This window comes from Treponema sp. B152 (genome assembly GCF_024181665.1).
Classification (GTDB): domain Bacteria; phylum Spirochaetota; class Spirochaetia; order Treponematales; family Treponemataceae; genus Treponema_B; species Treponema_B denticola.
Map to the genome: position 1 here is coordinate 759,845 of NZ_CP058668.1, position 22,355 is coordinate 782,199.

Sequence of the window (22,355 nt, forward strand, 5' to 3'; positions counted from 1 at the left end):
ATGAAAAAGAATAATTGTAGATGGATTTTTTTTGTTTTAAATAGATTTAATTCCGCAGATACAAAGGGGCGTTCTTCAATCTCGACTCTTTTTTCCATATTGGGAATTGCCTTCGGTGTAATGGTCTTGACCGTGATTCTCTCGATAATGAACGGTCTTCAAATGGGATACATAGATACAATCCTGCAAGTTAGTTCGGGTCATATAAGGTTGTACGGCGAAAAAGAAGATCTAAAAGAAGCCGAAAATTTAAACCTCCATAAGGCTTTTTTTATTTTTCAGGAATCTCAAACATTGATGCAGGGAAATTACGGCAAGCAGCATGGCGTTTTAATCCGTTCGGTGGAAGAAGATATAATGCAAAAAGACAAAGGGCTTGCCTCTGCCTTAAAAATAACATCCGGTTCTTTTAATATCTTGGAAAAAGATTCTGTGATTTTGGGTTACGAGTTGGCCCGCCAGCTCGGTGTAAAAGTAGGCGATAATGTAAATATTATAGCCGTGTCAGGTTCATCCGAAACAAGTCTTTTTCCTGAAAATCAAGATTTAATTGTTACGGGTATTTTTAAAACGGGATATTATGAGGTGGATTCTTCTTTTGCCTTTATGTCTTTGGAAAACGGAGAAAACTTATTCGGAAAAGAATCGAAGCTATATGCCTCCGTCAAACTACAAAACCAAAACAATGATGCTGCCTATATATCTTCCCTAAATGCTTCATCCATTAATTTAAAAGCGGAATCATGGCGTACTTATAATCATGCTTTTTTCGGAGCTCTCAGAATAGAAAAAAATATGATGATGCTTTTGGTGATTTTAATTTTTTTGGTTGTGTCGGTTAATATTTATAACGGAATGAGGCGTTCAATTTATGAGAGGAGGGAAGAAATTTCCGTTCTTGCTTCTCTTGGGGCTTACTCCAAACATATACAGACCCTTTTTATTGCAAACGGTTTTACAATAGGCTTGATAGGTGCAAGTGCCGGTCTTTTATTGGGGCTTTTGCTCTCGGTTCAAATAAATTCTATTTTTAATTTAATAGAAAATATAGTAAATTCGGTTTTGAATTTTGTGTCAATATTGTTTCAAAATTCATCCGATGCGGATTTTGCTGTTTTTAGTCCGGTTTATTTTTATATGGAAACCGTTCCGGTTAGAATATTTTTTAATGAAATTTTATTGATTTTTTTGTTCGGCATTTTTTCTTCATCCGCTGCGGCCATGATAGCTGCGAGACGGATACTAAAATTAAAGCCGGCGGAGGTATTACGCTATGAGTAAGGATATAGTTTTAATTTCCGGTTTAACCAAAACATTTTCCTCGGCAAGTGAAAAACTTGTAATATTCGATAAACTGAATTTTTCCATTGAAGAAGGGAAAAAGATTTCGATTACCGGAGAATCCGGTTCGGGTAAAAGTACCTTTTTAAATATACTGGGCGGTCTTGAATCGGCTGACAGCGGCGAGATTATTGCAGGTTCTTATAAGGTTCATTCGCTTGATGAAAAATCTCTCACCGAATATCGAAGTTCCTTTTTAGGTTTGGTCTTTCAATTCCATTATTTGTTAAAAGATTTTACCGCTCTTGAAAACGTAATGCTTCCCGCCCTTATTGCAGGAAGATCAAAAAAAGAAATAAAGGAAAAGGCTCTCTCCCTTTTGGAGGATGTAAAATTAGCCGAACGCAAAAATCATTTTCCGTCTCAGCTGTCGGGAGGCGAAAGACAGAGGGTTGCTGTTGCCCGCTCTTTGATAAACAGTCCCTCTCTTATTCTTGCTGATGAGCCTACGGGAAACCTAGACCCTGCAAATGCCGAGACTGTTCAAAACCTTTTATTTTCTGTAGTCGATAAACACAAAAAGACCTTGGTTCTTGTTACCCATGATCAAAACATCGCATCAATGACGGATATTTCTTATAAACTTTATAAGGGCAATTTGGAAGAAGTATGAAAAATTTAGTCTTTATAAAAATGGCATTTAGATTTTTAGGTATAGGTTCGGGAAAAACGGTTTCCAATGCCCGCAAAAGTTTATTCGGTGCCGTTTTAGGTATAGGCATAAGTATAATTCCCCTCATTGTTGTTTTGGTTGTATCTGACGGTATGATTCAAGGAATAACTTCCCGAACAATCGAGCTTGGAACGGGTCATCTGCAAGTTATAAATATGCGGTCGATATCAAGCTATAAAAATGCAGAAACCGAAAAAAATGTGCGTTCATTAATTCTTGAGTTTAATGAGGGAAACTTTGTTGAAAATGCTTGGATTGAGAGGCAGGGAAACGGTTTGGTTATAGGTAAAAGCGGAAGAAGCGGCGGTGCAATCCGTGCAGTCGAGCCCGAATTCTTTACTCAAAATATCAGGGCTCTTAATCTTATAAAAGTCATATCCGGCTCTCTTGAATTTGAAAATAATAAGTCTGCAATTTTGGGAACAGCCATAGCCGAAAAGCTCGGCTTAAAAGTAGGGGATACATGCAGAATCATAACCATATCTAAAAACGAAAAAGGTAAAACAATTCCCCGCGTAAGTTCATTTAAAATTTCAGGCCTTATATCTTCAGGCTATCAAGAGCTGGATGCCTTGTGGGTTTTTATTCCTTTGGAGGAGGGCTTGAAGATTATGCCGATGAGTTCTTCTTTAACCTCAATAGTGGTTTCGACCAAGGACCCATTTGATGATGATAAGATGCAGGCTATCCAATTAAAATTAAGCTCGATATTACCCGAAACTTTTTCGATATATTCTTGGGCCGACTTAAACCGCTCTGCCTTTACTTCTTTTAAGACCACAAAGAATATTTTACTTTTTATCATGTTTTTGATAGTCTTGGTTGCTTCTGCCAATATTTCGTCGGCTATTGTTATGCTTGTAATGGAGCGAAGGCGGGAAATTGCCATACTAAAAGCAGCCGGCGCCCATCCCTCGTCTATAAGCCTTGCTTTTTTGCTTGCAGGTCTTTTAACGAGCTTAGGCGGAATTATTTTGGGAATGCCCTTAGGAATTTTAGCTGCCATACATATAAACGAAATCTTTGCCTATGCAGAAAAGATTTTAAACCACATTCAAAACTTTTTTTATACCTTCGTTTATGGGACCGGCGGTACCGGAAAACCTCTTGAAATTCATCTTTTAGACCCTGCATATTATTTGGAGTATATTCCCGTAAAATTAAATCTTTTTGACCTTTACACAATAGCCGTTTCTATGTTAATATTATCGGTAGTAGTGTGTTTGATTCCTGCAGTACGGGCAGGAAAAGAAAAGCCGATAGAAATTATGAGGAAATTATGATTTGTGATATGTGTAAGTTAAACGAGGCTAAAATTTCTGTGGAACAAGTTGCAGACGGTGTGACTAAAAATATTTATCTGTGTCCGGCTTGCTCGCAAAGACTTGGATTTGGTATGTTTTCCGAAACTATCGATATTTCCATAACAAAAATACTTGGATCTAATGATAATGATGGCGGCAGAAAATCGGATCAATGTCCTATATGCGGATTAAGTTTTAGAGAAATCGAATCTAAAAAAATGATAGGATGCTCAGACTGTTTTTCGTTTTTTAAAACCGAAATTATGGAAATATTGGGAAAAAAGAAAAAAAATCTAAAGTATTCGGGCTCTATCACGGATGATCAGTCTCCCGAAACATTTTTTGAAACTCATACTTCTGAAGAATTACATGAAGAACTAAAAAAGGCTGTCGAAACAGAAGATTATGAAAGAGCTGCCGCTTTAAGGGATGAGATAAAAGCTTTGGAGAAAAACCATGATATCAAAATTTGACGGCTGGTATATGGAAAGCGGTCCCGATACCGACGTAGTCCTATACAGCCGTTGTGATATAGCCCGCAATATATCGGGTTTTTTGTTTCCAAATAAAATTAATCTTTCCGACTCTGCTGACGTTGTTTCGCTTGTTTTTTCTTTTTTTTGCTCTTTGGGCGATTCCTCTTATTTTAAAAAGTTAAAACTTAGAGCAATAGATCCGCTTTCAATTAAGCTGCTTGAAGAAAGAGGGATTATTCTCCCCGATATGCCTGAAAAAATAGAAAAGGCAGTTTTGGTGCACGAAAACGGCTCTCTTTATATAGGCTTGAACCTTGAAGACCATATAAACATAACTTCTTTTGCTGCCGGAATGGATCCGGAAGAGGTATATGCAAGGGCATCATTTATGGAACTTAAAATGAGAGAAAAAATTAAATTTGCAGAAGATAGAGACTTGGGTTTTTTAACTTCCAATCTTATGAAAATCGGTACGGGACTGAAATTCTCGGTTTTATGCTCTTTTCCGGGAATCCTTTATTCCAACTGTTTAGGTTCAGTCTTGGAATTAACAAAACAAAACAATCTTAATGTTGCCGGTTACTACTCGCCGAATTCCAAAAGTTCCATAGGGGCTCTTTTTTTGATTTCGAATGACGTATCTGCAGGCGATAATGAAGAGATTCAGACTGAGGATTTTATTTCCTGTGTAAATTCCATAATTGAAATTGAAAGAGAGAAGAGAAAAATTTTTCTAAATGAAAATACATTGAAGGTTGAAGATATGCTTAGAAGAGTTCTCGCTGTAGCTCAAAGTGCAAAACTTATGGATTTTAAGGAAGCTGCCGATATAGTTTTTAAAATAAAGTTCGGCTTAAATATGGGCTTAATTACCGGTATTACCAATGAAGAATGCAACTCGATGATTTTTAAGTCCCAAATGGGTCATCTTGCTTTTTTATTGTTAAACAGTCATACAGGCTTATCCGATAGAAATTTAAACGATTTTTCTATAGAAGAATATAGGGCTCGTACCATTCAAGAACTTTGTTCAAAAGTCCGAATTATAATGTGAGGTGTTATATGTGTCAAGGTCTTTCACAAGATGCTCATAAGCTGCTTACTCTTTTTGGTCAGCAGGAAGCCAGGCGGGTTAATGCGAATCTGTTTCAACCCGAGCATATTTTATCTGCTTTGATCCGCAATAAGGTAGGCAGGGGTTATATAATTCTTCAAAAATTAAATATTGATATTCTCAATTTACAGTTATTTATAGAACAAAACACTCCTATCCGTACAGGGGATAGAATTATAGGTGAAATTCCTCCTTCTCGAAGAATTAAGACTTTGGTCGATATTGCAACAATAGAAGCAAGGACTATGAGGCAAAGTGTGGTTGGTACCGAACATCTTCTTGTAGCCCTTGTCAGAGAAGAAAATTCCATAATATCCGATTTTTTTATGCGGTATAATATCGTCACTGAAGATATAAGGATGATAATATTAAAAATAACCGATCAGATGGATTCTGTCCGAACAGCTAAAGCAGCTGATGCGTCTAAGTCAAAACCCTCAGCTCTTTCCGAATTTGGACGCAACCTGACGGATATTGTAAGTTCCGGAAGTCTTGACCCAATTATAGGCCGCGAAAAAGAAATCAGAAGGCTCATCCAAATCCTTTCCCGCAGAACAAAAAATAATCCCATCCTTGTAGGAGAGCCCGGAATAGGAAAGACCTCCATTGTTGAAGGCTTGGCCTTTGCCATAATAAATGAAAACGTGCCTCACGATTTATTGAATAAAAGTATTGTTTCTTTGGATCTCGGTTCCGTAATTGCAGGAACAAAGTATAGAGGTCAGTTTGAAGAAAGACTGAAGCAAATTATAAATGAAATAAAAGAAAATAAAAATATAATTTTGTTTATAGATGAAATTCATACCCTCATAGGTACCGGCGGCTCTCAGGGAGCGATGGACGCTGCCAATATTTTAAAGCCTGCCCTAGCCAGAGGCGAAATACAATGTATTGGGGCTACAACAGTTGACGAATACAGAAGATATTTTAAAAACGATTTGGCCCTTGAAAGGCGTTTTCAGTTGATTCAAGTTAAAGAACCGAATCCTGAAGAGACCTTTGATATACTATGCGGTATAAAACATAAATATGAAGAACATCACAACGTCATCTATGAACCCCAGACTGTAACCAAGATAATTGAATATTCAAAACGGTATATCACGGATAGATTTTTTCCTGACAAGGCTATTGATGTATTGGATGAAGCAGGGGCAATGAAAAAAACTATCCTTGACAAAAAACCCGGCGAACTTTTTGAAATTGAAGACAAGATAAAGGTTTTGATGCTTGAAAAAGCCGAGATGGTTGAGATGCAAAATTATGAAAAAGCAGCCTTAATCAGAGACGAAGTCCTTGAGCTAAAAAACGATATATATCAAATTAAAAATAAGTGGATGACTTCTTATCAGCATCCTATTTCCTATGTTGATGAAAACGATATAGCAGAAGTTGTTGCAATGATGACGGATATCCCCGTAAATAAATTGAGCCAAGATGAGGCCGAAAGGATGCTTCATATTGAAGATGAATTAAAAAAATCTGTGATAGGGCAAGACGAACCCATATCGATTTTGTCCAATTCAATTAGAAGGTCCCGTGCAGGTATTTCGTCTCCAGACAGACCCATAGGTTCATTTTTGTTTTTAGGCCCTACCGGTGTCGGAAAAACCCTTCTTGCAAAAACTCTCGCCGAATTTTTATTCGGCACAAAAGAAGCTTTAATCAGGGTCGATATGAGCGACTATATGGAAAAACATAATGCTGCAAAACTTATCGGAGCTCCTCCCGGATATGTCGGTTTTGATTCCGGCGGATTTTTAACCGAAAAAATAAGACGAAATCCGTATTCCGTTTTGCTTTTGGATGAGGTAGAAAAAGCTCATCCCGATGTCTTTAATATTTTGTTACAAATTTTAGAAGAAGGTGAGCTTAGAGACAGCAGCGGACGCATCGTCAATTTTAAAAATACGGTTATTATTATGACCAGTAATGCAGGCTCCAAGTCCATCATAAAAGAAAATCAGTTAGGCTTTAATCTTTCGGGAGATGGTGTAATGGCCTATTCCGAGATAAGAGCAAGCGCTCTTAACGAAATAAAAAAATTCTTATCACCGGAATTTATAAATAGAATTGATGAGTTGCTTGTTTTTAAGCCCTTGGATAAGGATGACATCAAACGGATATTAAAACTCGAGCTTAAAAAATTTGAAGATAGAATTGCAAAGCTGGATTTATATATTGAGCTTTCAAAAGAAGCCGAAGATTTCTTTGCAGATAAAGGATATGACCCTGCCTACGGTGCACGCCCCATGAGAAGACTTCTTCAAAATAAAATCGAAGATGTATTGTCCGTTAAAATAATAAGCGGAGAGTTTTCAAAGGGTAAGACTGCCCTTGTAGATTTTTCGGCTTCAGCGAATGATATAATAATCGGCATTAAAGAAAATCCGAATTACGAAGGTGCTTACAGCGCACCGGTTAAATGTGAGGTCGAATCCAACTGATGCGCCGATACTTTTTATATTGAAGTATTATCAGGTATTACGGAATTTTTTACTATAACGTATATTCCACCGACAACATGATAGAAACCGTAGTCGCCGTCGGGAGGTGTTTGGTCCATACCTATGGATACGTTATTTCCTATACGCACATTTTTGTCTATTATTGCAGAACGTATGCGGCAATGATTTCCTATACCTAAGCCGGGGCTTCCTTCTTTTAATCGGGTTTCCTTTTCCTCATGTGTTTCGTAATAGTCCGCCCCCATGCAGATAGAATCTTCTACAAAGCTGCCTGTTTCTATGATTGACCTGACCCCTATTACGGAGTGATTTATTGTGGAATTCGTTATGACACAGCCTTCGCTGCAGATAGATCTGCTCAAGTGTGCATAGTTTACTTTTGATGGAGGTAGATTTCTGTTATGGGTGTATATTGGCCTTTCAGCGTCATAAAAGTCGAATTTAGGTGTTATTTCCGTCAGATCAAGAGTTGCATCATAAAAAGACTTGATGGTTCCTATGTCGGACCAATATCCGTTATGAGGGAAGGCAGAAACCTTATATTTCCCGTTTATGGCGGCAGGAATTACTTCTTTTCCGAAATCGGTATGATCACTGTCTAAACATTCTTCCATAATCTTCGCACTGAAAATATAAATACCCATGGAAGCCAGATATTGTTTATTGGGATCATTCGGTTTGATAAGAGACTTTTCGGGAATTTTCCAATCATCTATGTTTTTGTCGGCTCCCGGTTTTTCCATAAACTCGGTAATTAAAGAATCCGAATTAACCTTCATAATACCGAAACCTGATGCATCCTCTCGTGTGACCGGAGTACAGGCTACGGTAATATCGGATTCCGATTCTTTATGAAAATTTAAAAACTTTTTTAAATCCATGCGGTAGAGTTGATCGCCTGCAAGGATTAAATAATGGGATGGATTTTGATGCCGAAAATGATGAAGGTTTTTTCTTATGGAGTCGGCCGTTCCTTCATACCAGCCCGTATTGTCGAAAGTTTGCTCAGCTGCAAGAATTTCTACAAATCCGTTTGAAAACGTATCAAAAGTGTAGGCTTTTGCAATGTGAATATGCAAAGACGCCGAGTTAAATTGTGTTACAATATAAATATTCCTAAAGCCGGAATTTATACAATTGGAAAGAGGTATATCGATAATTCGATGCTTGCCTCCGAAAGGAACAGCCGGTTTAGATCTATGCATGGTAAGCGGATAAAGACGTGTCCCTTTTCCGCCTCCCAATATTATGGAAAGAACTTTTGACATAGGCATCCCTCCTTGCCTAATATTATATAATGCTTTTTAAAATTTTACCAGACTAATTTACTGATTTATTAATTCTTTATAAATTCTTTCTACTTTTTTTGCAAAATTGGCAGACGAAAAGTCCTCGGCTATCTTAAATGCTTCTTTTGCATAACTTTGAATTTCTTCTTTGTTGTTTAATGCGAATTTAATGTTGTCCAAAAGTTCATCGTTTTCCTTAAATAATAAGCCTGTCTTTTTGTGCAAGACGAGTCCTTTGATATTTGTGTCGTCATATACCAAAACGGGAACTCCTGCGGCCATTGCTTCTAGAATTGTTAGGCCCTGTGTTTCAGTTTTTGATGGACTTATAAATAAATCGGCAGCTTTGTAATATATAGGAACCTTGTCGTTTGGGATTCTATTTGTAAATATTACATTATCTTGTAAATCTAAGTATCTTACCCTTTCTTCAAGCTCTAACCTATCAGGCCCGTCACCTACAATGATAAGTTGGATATTGTTATTTTCGCTTACTATTTTCGGCATTATATTAATTAAAGTTTCAATATTTTTTTCTTTTGATATTCTTCCTAAAAATATAAGTTTAAATGAATCTTTTTTTATGTTAAAAGATTTTAGTAAGCTATTCGTTTCGGCATCGGGAATATCTTTTTTAAATTTCTCAAGATTTATTCCTGTAGGTACTACATAAATTTTATTTTTTACTCCATAACTTATGAGAAGGTCCCTTGTTTTTTCTGTGGGTGCTATAACTCCTGAAAAATGGGCAATATAACGTTTTGAGAGCTTTCTTACTACTTTTTTTAAAGGGCTTTTGCCGAAATTGGAAATATAGTGGGTATATTCTTCATAGACAGTATGATATGTGTGTATGCAGGGAATATTTAGATCTTTTGCAATGAAAGTACCGAAGTTGCCCATAGAAAATTCCGTTTGAGTATGTACTATATCGAAATTTAAAGCCTTTACTTTATTGTATGCCTTTGTATGTTTTAAAAATAATCCTATTCTGAATTCGGACCATTTAAAGAAAGGGATTGAAGGAATACGGATAATATGTTTTTCATCCTCATCCTTAAAATTGGGAAATGTGGTTGTGATTATATAAACTTCATGGTTAAGCTTTTCCAGCTCTTTTTGTAAGTTCATCGTAGAGGTTACAACTCCGTTTATTTGAGGATAATAACAATCGGTAAAAATTCCAATTTTCATTTTATATAGCTCCAATCAAAATTTATCATATGCGGTTTTATTTTATCACAAATATTTTTCTTTGCCAACAGCTTTAGCAATACTTGACATAAACTTTAAGACCAACTAAACTAATCTTAGTATGAGCGGTTTTGATAGGCGGATCATTATCCTTATTTTTCTTTTTCTAAGTGCTCACTCTATCTCATCCGAAGAAGGAAAAACTTCATTTAGTTTTTCTGTTTCTCCGTCGCTTATAGCAGGTTCGGGATTCGAGTATGTCTTTAGCACTGACTCACATATTAGAAGCAAGCTTGATTGGCCTCTTTTGCCTGCCGGAGGCCTTACTGCCGATACCGAGTTTAAGCTTAAAAACGGATTGTACTTTTCTTTTATTTCTTCATTTATAATCCCCGCATATTCGGGACAAATTTTTGATTATGACTATCTTAATCCCTATGATTCTTCAATGCTGACCCATTTTTCGGAGCATAAGGCCTATGTTAAAAAGGGCTTGGATTTAAATCTAAATATCGGCTTTATGAAGCTTCTTGTTGAGTATAAAACCCCTTCGAATAAAAAAATAAGAGTCTCTTGTGCTCCATCCATAGGAATAAGGTATATTTTAAATGCGTGGGATGCCGTGGACGGTTACACCAAGTATCCTCCCGATACAAATCCTCCAAGTCCTGTTTTACCTGATACTCCTACCATTTCCGTTGCAGGACTCGGAATAAGTTATAAACAAAGCTTTATTTTACCAAGTGTAGGAGTTCTATTTAGATTTGAGCTTCCAAGGGAGTGGAAGATTGATTTATCTACTCAGCTTTGCCCGAGTGCTATTGGGTTTGCAGAGGATTTCCATTATAAAAGAGAGGATGGCGGCTTAAAATTTGTAGATGTTTTTAAAAAGAAAAATCTGTCCTTTTATTTATACCTTTCGGCTGAAAAAAGACTTTCAAAGCATTTTTCTTTTTTTTCTTCCATTGACTACACCTCGATTACGGCCTACCATGGAAAGCTTTTTACTTATTATTTAAAATCAGGAATATTGAAAAGCAGCTCATCTACCGGTTCGGTTGGCGCTGCTTTATATTCTACCCGTATCAATTTAGGCTTTATATTTCATATAGTAAAATAGATTTTTCAGATAATTTTAAATAAAAAACCCAAGCTCCCTCTATGGAAGCTTGGGAAAAATTATTTTAGGAGGTTCTATGTTTTACCAACTTTCTTGGCGTAAGACATAATCGTTAAAAGAGTTTAACTCAAGCACTCTTTTTACTTTTTCAAGTTCATGAGGCCTAATACCGTATAAAACAACTCTTGTAGTTGTTTCCGTTTTTTCATAGGCGGGTTCAAAACCTATCTTTCTTAATTTTATGACAAGCCTTAGGGCATTTTCTTCACGCTTAAATGAGCCCAGCTGAATTCTCCATAAAACGCCTTCTGTTTCCGAAGCCTTGGCAGGCGTATAAACAAGGCTTTTATTTTTTGTGCTGTCGGTTAAAGCTTGAAAGTCCTGCTCTTTTGTTTTTACCAAGTCCTTTGCTCTGCTGCTTGTTTCTTCCGTTTTTACGGGAGTCTTTTCCTGATTGATAGGCTTTTCTGACGTTTCGGTACTTGTAAAAGAACCCATATTGTTAGGATCTATCCTTCTTAGACTTACCCTTACAACTCCATAGGATAGCATATCCAAGGCAGCGGCGGCAGCCTTCGAAACATCTATTTCGCGGTTACCAACAAAGGGTCCTCTATCATTTATTCTTACGATGACCTTTCTTCCGTTCTCTAGGTTGGTAACTTCAACAAGAGTTCCGAACGGAAGAGTTTTATGAGCCGCAGTGTAAGCATTCATATCGAATATTTCTCCGTTTGCAGTCGGCCTTCCGTTAAAGGCTTCCCCGTAGTACGAAGCATAAGTTTCCTCGCTTATAATTTCTCCCTGTGCAGTTAAAAAAAGCATAAAGGATAAGAATAAAATTAACATAAGGATTGTTTTTTTCATTTAATTCCTCCCGAATTAAAATCTTATATATTCAGTATCGGAATAAAAAAAAAGAAGATTAGAAAAAAAAGCCTTAAACCGATTAAGTTTAAGGCTTTTGTGCTGAAGACGGGAATTGAACCCGTACGGCATTACTGCCAAGGGATTTTAAGTCCCTAGTGTCTACCTATTCCACCACTTCAGCGGATGTGGTATACTATCATAAATTTTAAAGGTGGTCAAGATGTTTTCCGATTCTCATGCACATTTTTTTATGATTTTTAAACGAAATGAAGGCGATGCTTCATTTTTAAATACAATGATGGAACGCAAATTCAGGTTTGCCATGGATATAGGCACTCAACTGGGAGATTTAAAAGAAAGACAAAAATTTATTTCGGAGGTTTTTGAAGGTAAAATACAAGGGCAAGAGACCGTTCATTTGCCTGAGCGTTTCCCCGATTTTTTGCATTTTGCTGCGGGGCTTTGGCCCCATGCCGAAAGCATTGCCGAGCCTGAAAAGGCTCTTGCAGCCCTAAAAACCGATATCGGTACTCTTTTTTTACAAAAAGCCGAAGCGGAAAAGACTAATCCGAAAAAGCCCTTTTATTGCGGCCTTGGAGAATGCGGACTTGACCGTTATTGGAACGGCCCTGCTGCCGAAAAAAGGGGCGGGGATTTAAATTCCGAAGAAAAAGGCACAAGCGATATAGAAGGGGAGGAATTCCTTTTTAAGGAACAGTTAAAAATTGCAAAAGAAAAAAATCTTTCCGTAATCGTTCATTCAAGGGATGCTTACGAAGATACCTTAAAATGTATTGATGAGGTAGGCCATCACAAGGGGATAATCCACTGCTATTCCTACGGGCTTAAAGAGGCTTATTCCTTTTTGGAAAGGGGTTGGTATATTTCCTTTCCCGGAAACATAACCTATGCTAAAAAGCAGGCCGATAAGGATAGGATTGCAGAGCTTGTGAGGGCAATTCCTGCCGATAAGCTCTTGCTTGAAACGGATGCCCCGTATTTAGCTCCCGTTCCTTTTAGGGGAAAAATAAATACTCCTCTTTTAATAGAATACACCTATGCCGCCATTTCCGAGATTTTAGGTAAATCCATGGAAGCTTTGACGGAACAAATTTATCAAAACTGCTGTTCTTGTTTTTTGGTAAAGTAGGATAGGGAATCTCTAAAAACTCGATTGTTTTTTAGAGGTTCCGTATAGTTTAAAAAAAGGTTCTTTACAGTAAAAAGGCTGTCCGCCCGTATGGGAGCCCCTTGTGGGGTACCCGTATGGGGAACAGTCTTTTGTTTTACTTAAAAAGTCTTAAGTTTTACTGCTTAATCAAAATAAATTCGACTCGGCGGTTTTTCCACCAATTGTCCCTGTCATTAAGAGAGGCAACGGGTTTGGAGCTTCCCATTCCTATAGAAGAAAGACGGGAGCTTTTAAGGCCTTCCTTTATAAGGAATTGGCGGACAGCCTCTGCCCTTTGTTTTGATAGGGGGAGGAGGGCTGTTGTTTCTTCTTTTTCGGTACCTGTCGTAGTATTGGCATGTCCTTCAACCTGAACTTGATATTCCGGGAATTTATTGAGGATAACGGCAATACGTTTTAAAATACTTTTATTCTTATCGACGATGGCCTTATCGAGGCCTTCAAAGTCGGCTGCATTTGCCCTAAATATAATCGAAGGTACGGCTATTTTAAGTTTATCCCCATCCCTGATAACAAGAATATCTACCGGAATGTAACCCCTGTAAACCGAGGTGAGGCCTACCTTGTCGGTTACCGTAAAGGTAAAAGGATAATCCGTTGCAGACTGTACAGTTTCTCCTGAAAGAGAGCGGCCGTCCCAGATAAGTTCATTAGTTATTTTTTCTTTTCCGCCGGTTTTCCAGAAAAGCTTTCCGCCATTTTCTTCCGGTTCGGTGATTTCAAACTTCCAGTTTTCGATGCCGGCCTTTGAATCGGCTTTTAGGCTTATGTAGAGGTCATCATCGGTTCCGTCATTATCGGGGCTGAAATATTTAGGCCTTGTGCTTACGCCGATCTTAGGCGCCTGAGTTGAAAGGATGAAATCTTCCGTAAAGGCCGTTACGATATCGCCTTTTTTGTACTCTATGTACATGGTTGCCATATACCTGCCGTCGGGAGCCTTTGAGTTTCCGCTCTTGCCGTCCCATACAAGTTTTTTAAGAAGTTTTCCGTCCTTTTTGGAAGTCCATTCGGCAAAAACCTTACCGCTTTCCACATCCGAAATCTGAATATTCCAGTTGTCTATTTCGGCATCAATATTTGTAAGCACCGAAATATTTTGAACATCCTTTATTCCGTTACCTGTAGGAGAAAATACCTTGTGTTCGGCGGTTATATAACCCTTGGCTTGACGGCGGTCTACGATGATTCCTTCAAGTTTTTGAACGGTCTTGTTTCCTGCCTCGTCTTCAGCCTCTACGACATAGGTATACTTTTCATCGGGGGCTTTATTGCCCTTATCATCATCTGCCTCCCAGATAAACTTATCGGCCTTGTTCTTCCATTTTAGGGTTTTTACCGTTTTGTTTTTGGAATCGACAAAGCGTCCTACCCATTCTTTTTCGGAAGAAGATATTTGATCTATGGGAAGGTTGGGCTTGTTGTTTCCTTCAACGGGAGAAAAGGCCAGATAAGGAGCGGAAATTTGAATTTCAGGATAAACCGTGTCTATCGTTATCGATGAAATAATTGATTTTGCCTTATTTTTATTTGCAAGCTCTACTTCAAATTCTGCGGAGTATATTCCGTCAGACACTATCGCTTTTTTATCGGCTGAAGGGAGCTCATCAGGCTGTCCGTCCCAAGTTATTTTCTTTGGAGGAGTATTGCCCTTGTAGGCTTTAACAAGTTTGCCCTTTGAATCTTTAATGTTAAGAGTAAATGAGCTGACAGGCGTTTTTGATTTTACTACAGGATAGAATTCCATGCTGTCCTTTACCCCGTCATTATTGGGAGAAAAGGCTGTATAATTTGATTGGAGAATGATATCCGCTTTTTCGGTATTGAGCTCTACAAGCACGGTATTCGAGAGAGCTTCGTTTTGAGCCTCATCAATTCCCCTTAACACATAGATGTACTTACCGTCTTCGGCAAAACTGCCGTCGGACTTTCTTCCGTTCCATTCAAATTGAGGAGGCAGCTTGTCCCCAAGGCTGCTTGTAAAAATAGGCGTACCGCTGATTGTATTTCCGCTTGAGGCCTTATAGATTTCCGCCGTCCATCTGCCGGGTTTTTCTTCCTTGTGAGTAAAGATAATGCTGTCCAGTTCTCCGTCGCCGTCGGGAGAAAATAGTTTTTGGTTCGTACTTGCTTCAGCCTTGGGCGGTGTAATGTCCAAGGTAAAAGAGGGCGTTTGAGTTGAAGGCTTATGTCCGTTTATATACCTTGCGGAAATAAATGCCTTGTATGTACCCTCGGGCAAGAGCTTTCCTGTTTCGTCCTTTCCGTCAAAACTTTTGGTTTCTATCTTTGAAGGAGTTCCCGTATATGCTTTTACGGTTGCACCTGTTTGATTTTTTACTTCAATCTTCCATTCTTCAAGCCCCTTGGTAATCGGAATAGAAGGAATAAAGCTTATCTTATTGTTTGAGCTGCTTACCGGTGAAAAGGCGTTTTTATCTATATTTATGTTAATCGAGGGCTTGTAGGTATCTACAATGATGTTTGAAAGGCTTGATACGGTTTTATTCTTTGCCCTGTCGGTAGATTCGATTTTATAGCTGTAAACTCCGTCAGGTACAAAAATCCCCGAATCGTCTTTTCCGTCCCAGCTTAAAGGAGAAAGTTCATTATTTTTAACCTCTATTTTTTTTACGACCTTGCCTTGGGCATCGCTTATGCTTGCCGTCCAAAGGTCTTCATTTGAACCCTTATTGTCGAAAACAAAGACATCCTTGTTTCCGTCCCCGTCAGGACTGAAGATGAGGGCTTCTTGGTTTTGAGGTTTATTAAATGTAAGAGCGGGAGGAGTTTTATCCACATAGGCTGTGTAAACTTGAGATTCCGATTTATTTTTGTTGTCGTCTTCGGCTCTTATTACAAAGCTGTATTTTCCGTCGGGGGCTATTTCTCCCGAATCGGTGCGTCCGTCCCAGCGGAGGGTATCGGGCACTTCAACACCTTCTTTGGATTTTCCTAAAAGTTTAAAAAATGAAGCTGCATCTTTCATTTCGCGCAAAGGGGTTTTGTTCGAAATTGTGCGGACAGTGTTTCCTTTTTCATCCTTTATTTCACAGCTCCAAGCCGTTACATATCTTTTGTCGGTAATTTTTAAGGGGATTTCCATTGCATCGTTTTCTCCGTCATTATTGGGAGAAAAGTACAGTGTGCCGTTTTCGGGCATTTCGGCTTGGATCTTAGGCCCTTCGTTGTCCTTTAGACCGAAGTGAACATTTACGCCTCCGCCGAATGCCCAAATTCCGTTATGGAATGGTTTTGCTGCAAACTCGGGTCGGATTTCGCTTTCTTCCCAGCCGTTTTTCTTTAAAAAGGAATCATCTGCCCCTTTAGATTTAATCTTTATATTTACCCCTATGTTGAATGATGGGATAAATGTTTGTTTTTTATTAATTGCTTCAAGCGTGTTGATGACAAAGCCCGTTTTAAAGGATATCATATCGGCCATGAGCATGTGAAGTCCCGTATTAAAAATAAGATTTTGGAAAAAGGGGGCCGAAAGGTCTGCGTGCATTCCGAGTTGGAAGCCGTCAATATCTACCAATGTTGAAGCAAAGCCTACCCTCGGAGTGAGTATTGCAGGGCTGCCGCTTGAAGCTCCTCCCTTTATGCCCGTTGCCTTTGGGTTATAGGTTTTGCCGAGTCCCGTTATCGAAACGCCCAGCTTGGAGTTTTTTAGAAATCCGAGGTCTCCGAACATATAAAGAGCTCCGATATCGAGCCCGAGTCCCCAGTCCTTTCCGATATCGGCGTAGGCTCCGACACCTATTAAAAATTTATCGGTTAAATCCTTTGAATATGAAAAGCGTAAGCCTCCCATTGTTCCAAGTTTTAAGGAATTAAATTCGGCATTTAAAAAGTGAAGACTTCCTGCAAGGTTTCCCCATCTAAAGGGGTAAAGGAGGCCTGCATTGACCTCATGACCTAAGCCTTTTTCTTCGCTAAGGCCTGCAATTAAAAAATAGGAAACGTCGAGAATAGGCCTTTGTTCGGCCCCGCCTAAAGCAGGGTTTACGGCAAGGCTGCCCGGCACCGTGTCCCCGAAAGGCCCTCCCGTAACAGAGGCCTGTCCTCCGGCAACCGAGGGGGATTGCAGCGCCGGCTTTTCTTCCCCTCCGGGCATGGGATCATAGGCAAAAACCGCCGATCCTATCATAAAAAAGCATAAAACAAAAAAAACTTTCGCTTTTAAACCGAATTTAAAAAAAATCATATTGAGCTCCTTTAAAAGCAAATATAACTGCTTAGTAAAACACTTTTAATAGGTAAAGTGTTACTTAAATTGGCTTTTAGGCAAATTAAAATCAAGAAAGACCTAGAAAAGCTGAAGTTTTTCGAGGTCCCTTTATTCCTTATATATCGGCAAAAACTTATTTTTTTTATGGATATATGAGTCAAAAACTGTTATAATAATTAAGGGAATATGTTGTACCGCATATAGGAGAGAAAATTATGGATGGTTGGAAAGGTTTTATTGTTATGTTTAGTGGTTTTTTAGTTGCTGTAATTTTAAGTATATACCTAAGTAAATAATTATGGTATAATATTGCTATATATATGGTGGGCTGCCAATAAAAGTAGAGAGTTTGGAATAATATGATCTATGAAAAATTTAAAGAGAGAAAAAAATATATTTTTTTAATTACAGTTTATTTAGTGTTTAATTTTGTTATTATGCTTATAGTGTTTTTACGTATTTTACCAGGATACTCAAGTAAGTTATATATTCCTGTAAATGACAGTGATATATCCATATTGAAAATAGAGCCTGTTCTTCAAATGCTTGGAAAGTATGATAAAAATTATACTTTAAGTATTAATGGTTCAGAATTTGAATTTGGTTTGAATATGAAAAAAGTAAGAAAAATTCTTATGGCAACTTTAATAGTGTTTTTTATCCCGAATTTTACTTTTTTTGTTTTTTTACTATATACTTATATAAATAAAATAAAAGATTTTACTCGAAAACAAAAAATAAAAATTATTTTTATTATAACTATTTATGTCATAATGAATATTATACTTTTTTTGTGGATAGATTCGTATTTTAATAAGCCAAAAAACTCGATAAGTTTTGTACCGTTGAAGAAAGAAGCAGTTGTTATAGATTCAGTTCCCACTGAGATCACTGAAAGAGGCTGGTACAATTCACAATTAGCACAAACGATTTCAGGTGCTGAATATTATATTGCAATTAAGTTAATACGCGTGAAAGAAATTGTTTTAATATTTTTAAAAAGGTTTTATATATATAATTACATATATACAATTCTTTTAATTATATATATGGGATATGTTATTAACTTAAACAAAGAAAAAAAATACATGAATATGAAAATAACAGATGTCTTTTTTTACATTGGTTGTGTTCTTCTTTGTGTTTCACCTATGATAGTAAAAATAGGCAAAGAAGATGTTTTTTTATATACTATTTTTATCGAGACTCTTGGTATAGGGTGTATGCTTCCAAAAGTTTACTTAGACTGTAGATATGCTTATTATCTGGGAAAAAAGTCGACTTGGTTTTTTGTGAAATTATTCGTTTTATCCCTTATATTTATAGCAGCTGTACTAATGTTTACTAGAACTTTATTGAGTGGATTTTAAAAATTTTATGTGTTTAATTAAACTTGAATTTCTATCAGATTGGTTTAGAATATGAAAACAAATTTTTACTTTTATTCACAACCTAACTATTTCAAACTGCAGCGGAGCCCTGAAAACTGAGATGCCGATACTTGCTTATTTGTATATTTTGTGCAATAATAAAAGCTATAAGAAAGCTTCAGAATTATTAGGGATAAGGTACAGCTAGTGCAGCTTCAAGCTTTATAATCCGGTGAAGTGTATGGATCCGGATGGTAGAGCTACATGGATAGACCAAGATGGCCTAGTTAAAAACGTGATTAATGATGTAACATTACGAGACACTAGTAATATTTTAGCAGGAATGAATGCTGCTTTTTTAGTATAGAATTTGACGATTTTCAAAAAGGTGCTGTGGCATTATATGCTAAGGGTATTTGGGGGGCTGTATAACGTTTTTGGTCAGGTTCCTATGTATGGAGAAAATAAATATCGGTATACGCGAAGTTTATATGGATATAGTATTATCCTAAAGTAAAATGAAAAGAGGTGAGTAATGAAGAAGAATATTTTTTTATTTATTATAAGTGTGCTTTTATTTTTTATATTTATAGCATATTGTATATATACAAAAAATATTTTTGATTCTGCAAGACAGGTAGTCTTATTTAATCATAATAAAAATATTCTTGTACTGTCTTACCAAGAACCTCTTTTATATTATGGCTCAGGAAATAAAATTTTATATATTTATAATAATTTTTATATATTGATAGACAAATGCCGGTATGGAGAATTTCCATTAAAAATAGGAGATATAAATAATAATGATATTGAGCTTCTGATCGAAATACCGTTTTCTAGTGCTTCCTGGGGTTCATATAAAGAATATACAATTGATTTTATTAAAAAAAATAAAAAAATAGGAAAGTATGATATTAATTATAAAATTATTACTAAAGATGAGGTCATATATATCAAAAATGGAGATTAGTTATTGTCATGTACAGCCTAACCATCTCACTTCTCGGACAGCGATTGAAGCGGAAATCCTTTTTGCGGTGCGTTTAAGCAAAAAGCAAGCTCTGACCGGAGGAAAGAGCCTTGCCTGTGAAGAGAGATGCAGTAAAAAGATTGGAGCGGTATTGGTGCAGCAAGCCGATAGGCGCAGCTTCGAAGCAAGCGCGGTGCCGATACTTGTTTGTTTTTATATTTTGTGCAATAATAAAAGTTATAAGGAACCTTCGGGATTCTTAAGGGCAGAGCCCTTAAGCAGCAGTTTTGAAGATAGGAGGGGTTGTAGGGGAGGGAAGAAACTTTTATCTGACAAAAGTGTCTTTCCTTCCCTAACCACAGCTCCGATAAATGATGAAGCGAAGAAACACAATGAGAACCTGCCCGGAATGGGAGGTATATACAACACGGTAAATTTACATGTTTATCATTATGCGGGGAATAACCCGATTAAGTATACCGATCCGGATGGAAAATGGTTTTTTATTGATGATTTACTTGTTTCAATTTTTGCAAAGTTAGAAGGTTTGCAAGATGAAGGAATATTTCAAGGAATGTGGATGTATTTTAAAGCATCATGGATGCATCCTATTGATTATGGAAAAGCATTTATTAAATTTGTAAAATTTATTTATGAAAAATATAAAGTGTTGAAAATTCCAATTAATAATAAATTAAAATTTTTTATTGATTGGGAAAAGAAAAGAATCGGTGTAAAAACACCGGATATAAAAGAAACTGAGATGAACATACCTGAATTTAAAATATTTGAAAATAATGATAAGGAGAATATGCAATGAAAAAAATAATTTTTGTTATTTTAGTGCCAATTGTTTTGTATGAGTTTATTTCTTGTAATTCTATTCCAAATAGTGAAATAACGGAGAAAGATAGTTTTATTATATATCAAATGAATCTTAGTAAATATGAAAGACAAATTGAGAAAGACCCCAATAATTATAAACTCTATTATGAGCGAGGTTATTATTACAGCTTATCCGGCTATTATGATTTAGCAATACATGATATAAACAGATCATTAAAAATAAATCCTAATTATGAAGAATCTATTTTACTGCGAGGTCTTATTTTTTATGCAATGATGAAATATAATGAAGCTATTGTAGATTTTTCTAGAGTGATAGAATTAATTCCCAATGATCCTAGAGCTTATAACAATAGATCGTCTTGTTATTTAGAATTTGGTGATTTCGAGAAAGTACTTTGTGATATTAATAGTGCAATAAAATTAGACCCGAAGGATTCTTTGCATTTTAAAAATAGAGGAGAGATATTTTATCGTCTGAAAGATTATGACAATGCTATTTTAAATTATACACAAGCATTAAAATTAAACCCGAGGGATTCCGATGCTTATTTTTCACGAGGTTTGTTTTATGAAACGATAAAAGATTATAATAGTGCATTATCCGATTATTATAAAGCCTTGAAGTTAAAATATCGTTCCAACGATATTTATTTTCATATAGGCCTTTCTTGTTATGCTTTAAAAGAATATGATAACGCAATAAATGCTTTTAATAAATATATTAAGATTAATAATACTGATGCTGAGGCTTATACATGGAGAGGTAGTATTTATTTTATATTGAAAAATTATGATAATTCGATAAAAGATTTGGATATGGCTATAAATTTAGGCGGCAGTAATGAAGTAGTATTTTATAATAAAGCCGTCGCTTTATACTCAAAAAATGAATTGAATGAGGCCATTGATTGTTTAGAAGAAGGTATAAATTTATTTCCTGATTATTATGATTTTTATCAAGTAAAAGCAAAAATTTATCGAAGTCTGTCTGAACAGACGAAGGATGAATATCAAAAAGGTATGTTTTTAAAGCTTGCAAATGACTATGAAGTAGTTTATAATAGTAAAAAAAACTAATTGAGGTTAATATGTTTTTTGTAAATGATTTATACTTATTGTCTAATTATGTGCAGAAGGTTGGATAGATAAACAATGAATTTGTGCAAATAAAATATAGAAAATAAATTTTATGTAATAAGGCTCAAAGATAATAAATTATTGGTATATAATAAAATAAAGGAAAAAGAAACGGTGTATATATGTAGAAATAAAACTTTTTTAGACAATGTGGTATAACCCCGAGCTATTGCTAATGATTTTGTTATGGATATTTTAAGATTTAAAAAACAAGAATGAGAGATGAAATGGAAAATTTACCTTCTTTTTTTGATTGTATTTGTATTTTTGGTATGTATTTTGTTAATTTATATTCATATGGTGGGTGGTAAAAAAAACTTTAAGGTAACCAGTAAAGAAATGGAAAAAATGAAAAATAGGAATTTATTAAAACAACAAGATAGTTTAACTTCTCGGACAGCGATTGAAGCGGAAATCCTTTTTGCGGTGTGTTTAAGCAAAAAGCAAGCTCTGACCGGAGGGAAGAGCCTTGCCTGTGAAGACAAATGCAGCAAAAAGATTGGAGCGGTATTGGTGCAGCAAGCCGATAGGCGCAGCTTCGAAGCAAGCGCGGTGCTGACACTTGTGTACTTTTATCTTTTGTGCAATAATAAAAGCTATAAGAAAGCTTCGGGATTATTAGGGGTAAGGTACCGCTAGTGCAGCTTCAAGCTTTATAATCCTGTGAAGTATGTGGATCCAGGATGAAGAGAAAATACTGCTATAATCCGTATTGATATATTCAAAATAGAAAAGGTAAAAACTGTTCCAT

Annotated in this window: 17 protein-coding genes and 1 tRNA gene; 13 read left to right on the forward strand and 5 right to left on the reverse strand. The window is 36.4% G+C overall.

Annotated features, from left to right (window positions below):
• From HYB91_RS03395 to HYB91_RS03420, 6 genes are read left to right on the forward strand one after another with little or no spacing between them, the layout of a single operon-like run.
• The gene (locus tag HYB91_RS03395) at nucleotides 1-1,281 is read left to right on the forward strand and encodes an ABC transporter permease (protein ID WP_002675480.1); all 1,281 of its coding nucleotides are present in this window, start codon (nucleotides 1-3) and stop codon (nucleotides 1,279-1,281) included.
• Entirely contained in the window at nucleotides 1,274-1,954 is a 681-nt protein-coding gene (locus HYB91_RS03400) for an ABC transporter ATP-binding protein (RefSeq protein ID WP_002668339.1), read from the forward strand. Before HYB91_RS03395 ends, HYB91_RS03400 begins: the two co-directional genes overlap by 8 nt.
• Entirely contained in the window at nucleotides 1,951-3,297 is a 1,347-nt protein-coding gene (locus tag HYB91_RS03405) for an ABC transporter permease (RefSeq protein ID WP_002668340.1), read from the forward strand. Before HYB91_RS03400 ends, HYB91_RS03405 begins: the two co-directional genes overlap by 4 nt.
• A complete protein-coding gene (locus HYB91_RS03410; RefSeq protein WP_002675479.1) occupies nucleotides 3,294-3,791 on the forward strand; it encodes a UvrB/UvrC motif-containing protein in 498 nt (165 codons plus the stop codon). The genes HYB91_RS03405 and HYB91_RS03410 overlap by 4 nt, the downstream gene beginning before the upstream one ends.
• On the forward strand, nucleotides 3,775-4,848 hold the full coding sequence (locus HYB91_RS03415; RefSeq protein ID WP_002675477.1) for an ATP--guanido phosphotransferase: 1,074 nt from the start codon (nucleotides 3,775-3,777) through the stop codon (nucleotides 4,846-4,848). The genes HYB91_RS03410 and HYB91_RS03415 overlap by 17 nt, the downstream gene beginning before the upstream one ends.
• 8 nt (nucleotides 4,849-4,856) lie before the next feature.
• On the forward strand, nucleotides 4,857-7,355 hold the full coding sequence (locus HYB91_RS03420; RefSeq protein ID WP_002675475.1) for an ATP-dependent Clp protease ATP-binding subunit: 2,499 nt from the start codon (nucleotides 4,857-4,859) through the stop codon (nucleotides 7,353-7,355).
• A gap of 14 nt (nucleotides 7,356-7,369) precedes the next feature.
• Here HYB91_RS03420 and HYB91_RS03425 read toward each other — a convergent pair whose 3' ends face one another.
• Together HYB91_RS03425 and HYB91_RS03430 are read right to left on the reverse strand one after the other, a co-directional pair.
• Nucleotides 7,370-8,644, reverse strand: coding sequence for a glucose-1-phosphate adenylyltransferase (locus tag HYB91_RS03425; protein WP_002674820.1), 1,275 nt, complete (start codon nucleotides 8,642-8,644; stop codon nucleotides 7,370-7,372).
• 57 nt (nucleotides 8,645-8,701) lie between these two features.
• On the reverse strand, nucleotides 8,702-9,859 hold the full coding sequence (locus HYB91_RS03430) for a glycosyltransferase family 4 protein (RefSeq protein ID WP_002675474.1): 1,158 nt from the start codon (nucleotides 9,857-9,859) through the stop codon (nucleotides 8,702-8,704).
• A gap of 121 nt (nucleotides 9,860-9,980) precedes the next feature.
• Between HYB91_RS03430 and HYB91_RS03435 the strand changes: the two genes are divergently transcribed.
• A complete protein-coding gene (locus HYB91_RS03435) occupies nucleotides 9,981-10,979 on the forward strand; it encodes an omptin family outer membrane protease (RefSeq protein WP_002675469.1) in 999 nt (332 codons plus the stop codon).
• An 81-nt stretch (nucleotides 10,980-11,060) separates the two neighbouring features.
• On the opposite strand, the gene HYB91_RS03440 is transcribed toward HYB91_RS03435, so the two are convergent.
• Together HYB91_RS03440 and HYB91_RS03445 are read right to left on the reverse strand one after the other, a co-directional pair.
• Nucleotides 11,061-11,846: a septal ring lytic transglycosylase RlpA family protein gene (locus HYB91_RS03440; protein WP_002675466.1), complete on the reverse strand. Its 786-nt coding sequence runs from the start codon at nucleotides 11,844-11,846 to the stop codon at nucleotides 11,061-11,063.
• A gap of 100 nt (nucleotides 11,847-11,946) precedes the next feature.
• Nucleotides 11,947-12,030, reverse strand: a tRNA-Leu gene (locus HYB91_RS03445).
• 39 nt (nucleotides 12,031-12,069) lie between these two features.
• Between HYB91_RS03445 and HYB91_RS03450 the strand changes: the two genes are divergently transcribed.
• Nucleotides 12,070-12,999 (forward strand): TatD family hydrolase, encoded by a 930-nt coding sequence (locus HYB91_RS03450; protein WP_002675464.1) that lies wholly within the window; start codon nucleotides 12,070-12,072, stop codon nucleotides 12,997-12,999.
• A gap of 157 nt (nucleotides 13,000-13,156) precedes the next feature.
• On the opposite strand, the gene HYB91_RS03455 is transcribed toward HYB91_RS03450, so the two are convergent.
• Nucleotides 13,157-17,251, reverse strand: a complete 4,095-nt coding sequence (locus tag HYB91_RS03455) for a FlgD immunoglobulin-like domain containing protein (protein ID WP_002675462.1) — start codon at nucleotides 17,249-17,251, stop codon at nucleotides 13,157-13,159.
• A 383-nt stretch (nucleotides 17,252-17,634) separates the two neighbouring features.
• Between HYB91_RS03455 and HYB91_RS03460 the strand changes: the two genes are divergently transcribed.
• The 5 genes from HYB91_RS03460 (at nucleotide 17,635) to HYB91_RS03480 (ending at nucleotide 22,243) form a co-directional block, all read left to right on the forward strand.
• The gene (locus HYB91_RS03460) at nucleotides 17,635-18,645 is read left to right on the forward strand and encodes a hypothetical protein (protein WP_002675460.1); all 1,011 of its coding nucleotides are present in this window, start codon (nucleotides 17,635-17,637) and stop codon (nucleotides 18,643-18,645) included.
• 535 nt (nucleotides 18,646-19,180) lie between these two features.
• Nucleotides 19,181-19,618 (forward strand): hypothetical protein, encoded by a 438-nt coding sequence (locus tag HYB91_RS03465; protein ID WP_002675458.1) that lies wholly within the window; start codon nucleotides 19,181-19,183, stop codon nucleotides 19,616-19,618.
• Between the two features lie 193 nt (nucleotides 19,619-19,811).
• The gene (locus HYB91_RS03470; protein WP_252508157.1) at nucleotides 19,812-20,438 is read left to right on the forward strand and encodes a hypothetical protein; all 627 of its coding nucleotides are present in this window, start codon (nucleotides 19,812-19,814) and stop codon (nucleotides 20,436-20,438) included.
• Nucleotides 20,435-21,544 (forward strand): tetratricopeptide repeat protein, encoded by a 1,110-nt coding sequence (locus HYB91_RS03475; protein WP_002675454.1) that lies wholly within the window; start codon nucleotides 20,435-20,437, stop codon nucleotides 21,542-21,544. Before HYB91_RS03470 ends, HYB91_RS03475 begins: the two co-directional genes overlap by 4 nt.
• A 339-nt stretch (nucleotides 21,545-21,883) precedes the next feature.
• A complete protein-coding gene (locus HYB91_RS03480; RefSeq protein ID WP_252508156.1) occupies nucleotides 21,884-22,243 on the forward strand; it encodes a hypothetical protein in 360 nt (119 codons plus the stop codon).
• Nucleotides 22,244-22,355 lie beyond the last annotated feature (112 nt).

What these genes read in the sequence shown, in the direction of transcription:
- HYB91_RS03395 (WP_002675480.1), top strand. Translation starts at nt 1, where the DNA reads ATGAAAAAGAATAATTGTAGATGGATTTTTTTTGTTTTAAATAGATTT.
- HYB91_RS03400 (WP_002668339.1), top strand. Translation starts at nt 1,274, where the DNA reads ATGAGTAAGGATATAGTTTTAATTTCCGGTTTAACCAAAACATTTTCC.
- HYB91_RS03405 (WP_002668340.1), top strand. Translation starts at nt 1,951, where the DNA reads ATGAAAAATTTAGTCTTTATAAAAATGGCATTTAGATTTTTAGGTATA.
- HYB91_RS03410 (WP_002675479.1), top strand. Translation starts at nt 3,294, where the DNA reads ATGATTTGTGATATGTGTAAGTTAAACGAGGCTAAAATTTCTGTGGAA.
- HYB91_RS03415 (WP_002675477.1), top strand. Translation starts at nt 3,775, where the DNA reads ATGATATCAAAATTTGACGGCTGGTATATGGAAAGCGGTCCCGATACC.
- HYB91_RS03420 (WP_002675475.1), top strand. Translation starts at nt 4,857, where the DNA reads ATGTGTCAAGGTCTTTCACAAGATGCTCATAAGCTGCTTACTCTTTTT.
- HYB91_RS03425 (WP_002674820.1), bottom strand. Translation starts at nt 8,644, where the DNA reads ATGTCAAAAGTTCTTTCCATAATATTGGGAGGCGGAAAAGGGACACGT.
- HYB91_RS03430 (WP_002675474.1), bottom strand. Translation starts at nt 9,859, where the DNA reads ATGAAAATTGGAATTTTTACCGATTGTTATTATCCTCAAATAAACGGA.
- HYB91_RS03435 (WP_002675469.1), top strand. Translation starts at nt 9,981, where the DNA reads ATGAGCGGTTTTGATAGGCGGATCATTATCCTTATTTTTCTTTTTCTA.
- HYB91_RS03440 (WP_002675466.1), bottom strand. Translation starts at nt 11,846, where the DNA reads ATGAAAAAAACAATCCTTATGTTAATTTTATTCTTATCCTTTATGCTT.
- HYB91_RS03450 (WP_002675464.1), top strand. Translation starts at nt 12,070, where the DNA reads ATGTTTTCCGATTCTCATGCACATTTTTTTATGATTTTTAAACGAAAT.
- HYB91_RS03455 (WP_002675462.1), bottom strand. Translation starts at nt 17,251, where the DNA reads ATGATTTTTTTTAAATTCGGTTTAAAAGCGAAAGTTTTTTTTGTTTTA.
- HYB91_RS03460 (WP_002675460.1), top strand. Translation starts at nt 17,635, where the DNA reads ATGATCTATGAAAAATTTAAAGAGAGAAAAAAATATATTTTTTTAATT.
- HYB91_RS03465 (WP_002675458.1), top strand. Translation starts at nt 19,181, where the DNA reads ATGAAGAAGAATATTTTTTTATTTATTATAAGTGTGCTTTTATTTTTT.
- HYB91_RS03475 (WP_002675454.1), top strand. Translation starts at nt 20,435, where the DNA reads ATGAAAAAAATAATTTTTGTTATTTTAGTGCCAATTGTTTTGTATGAG.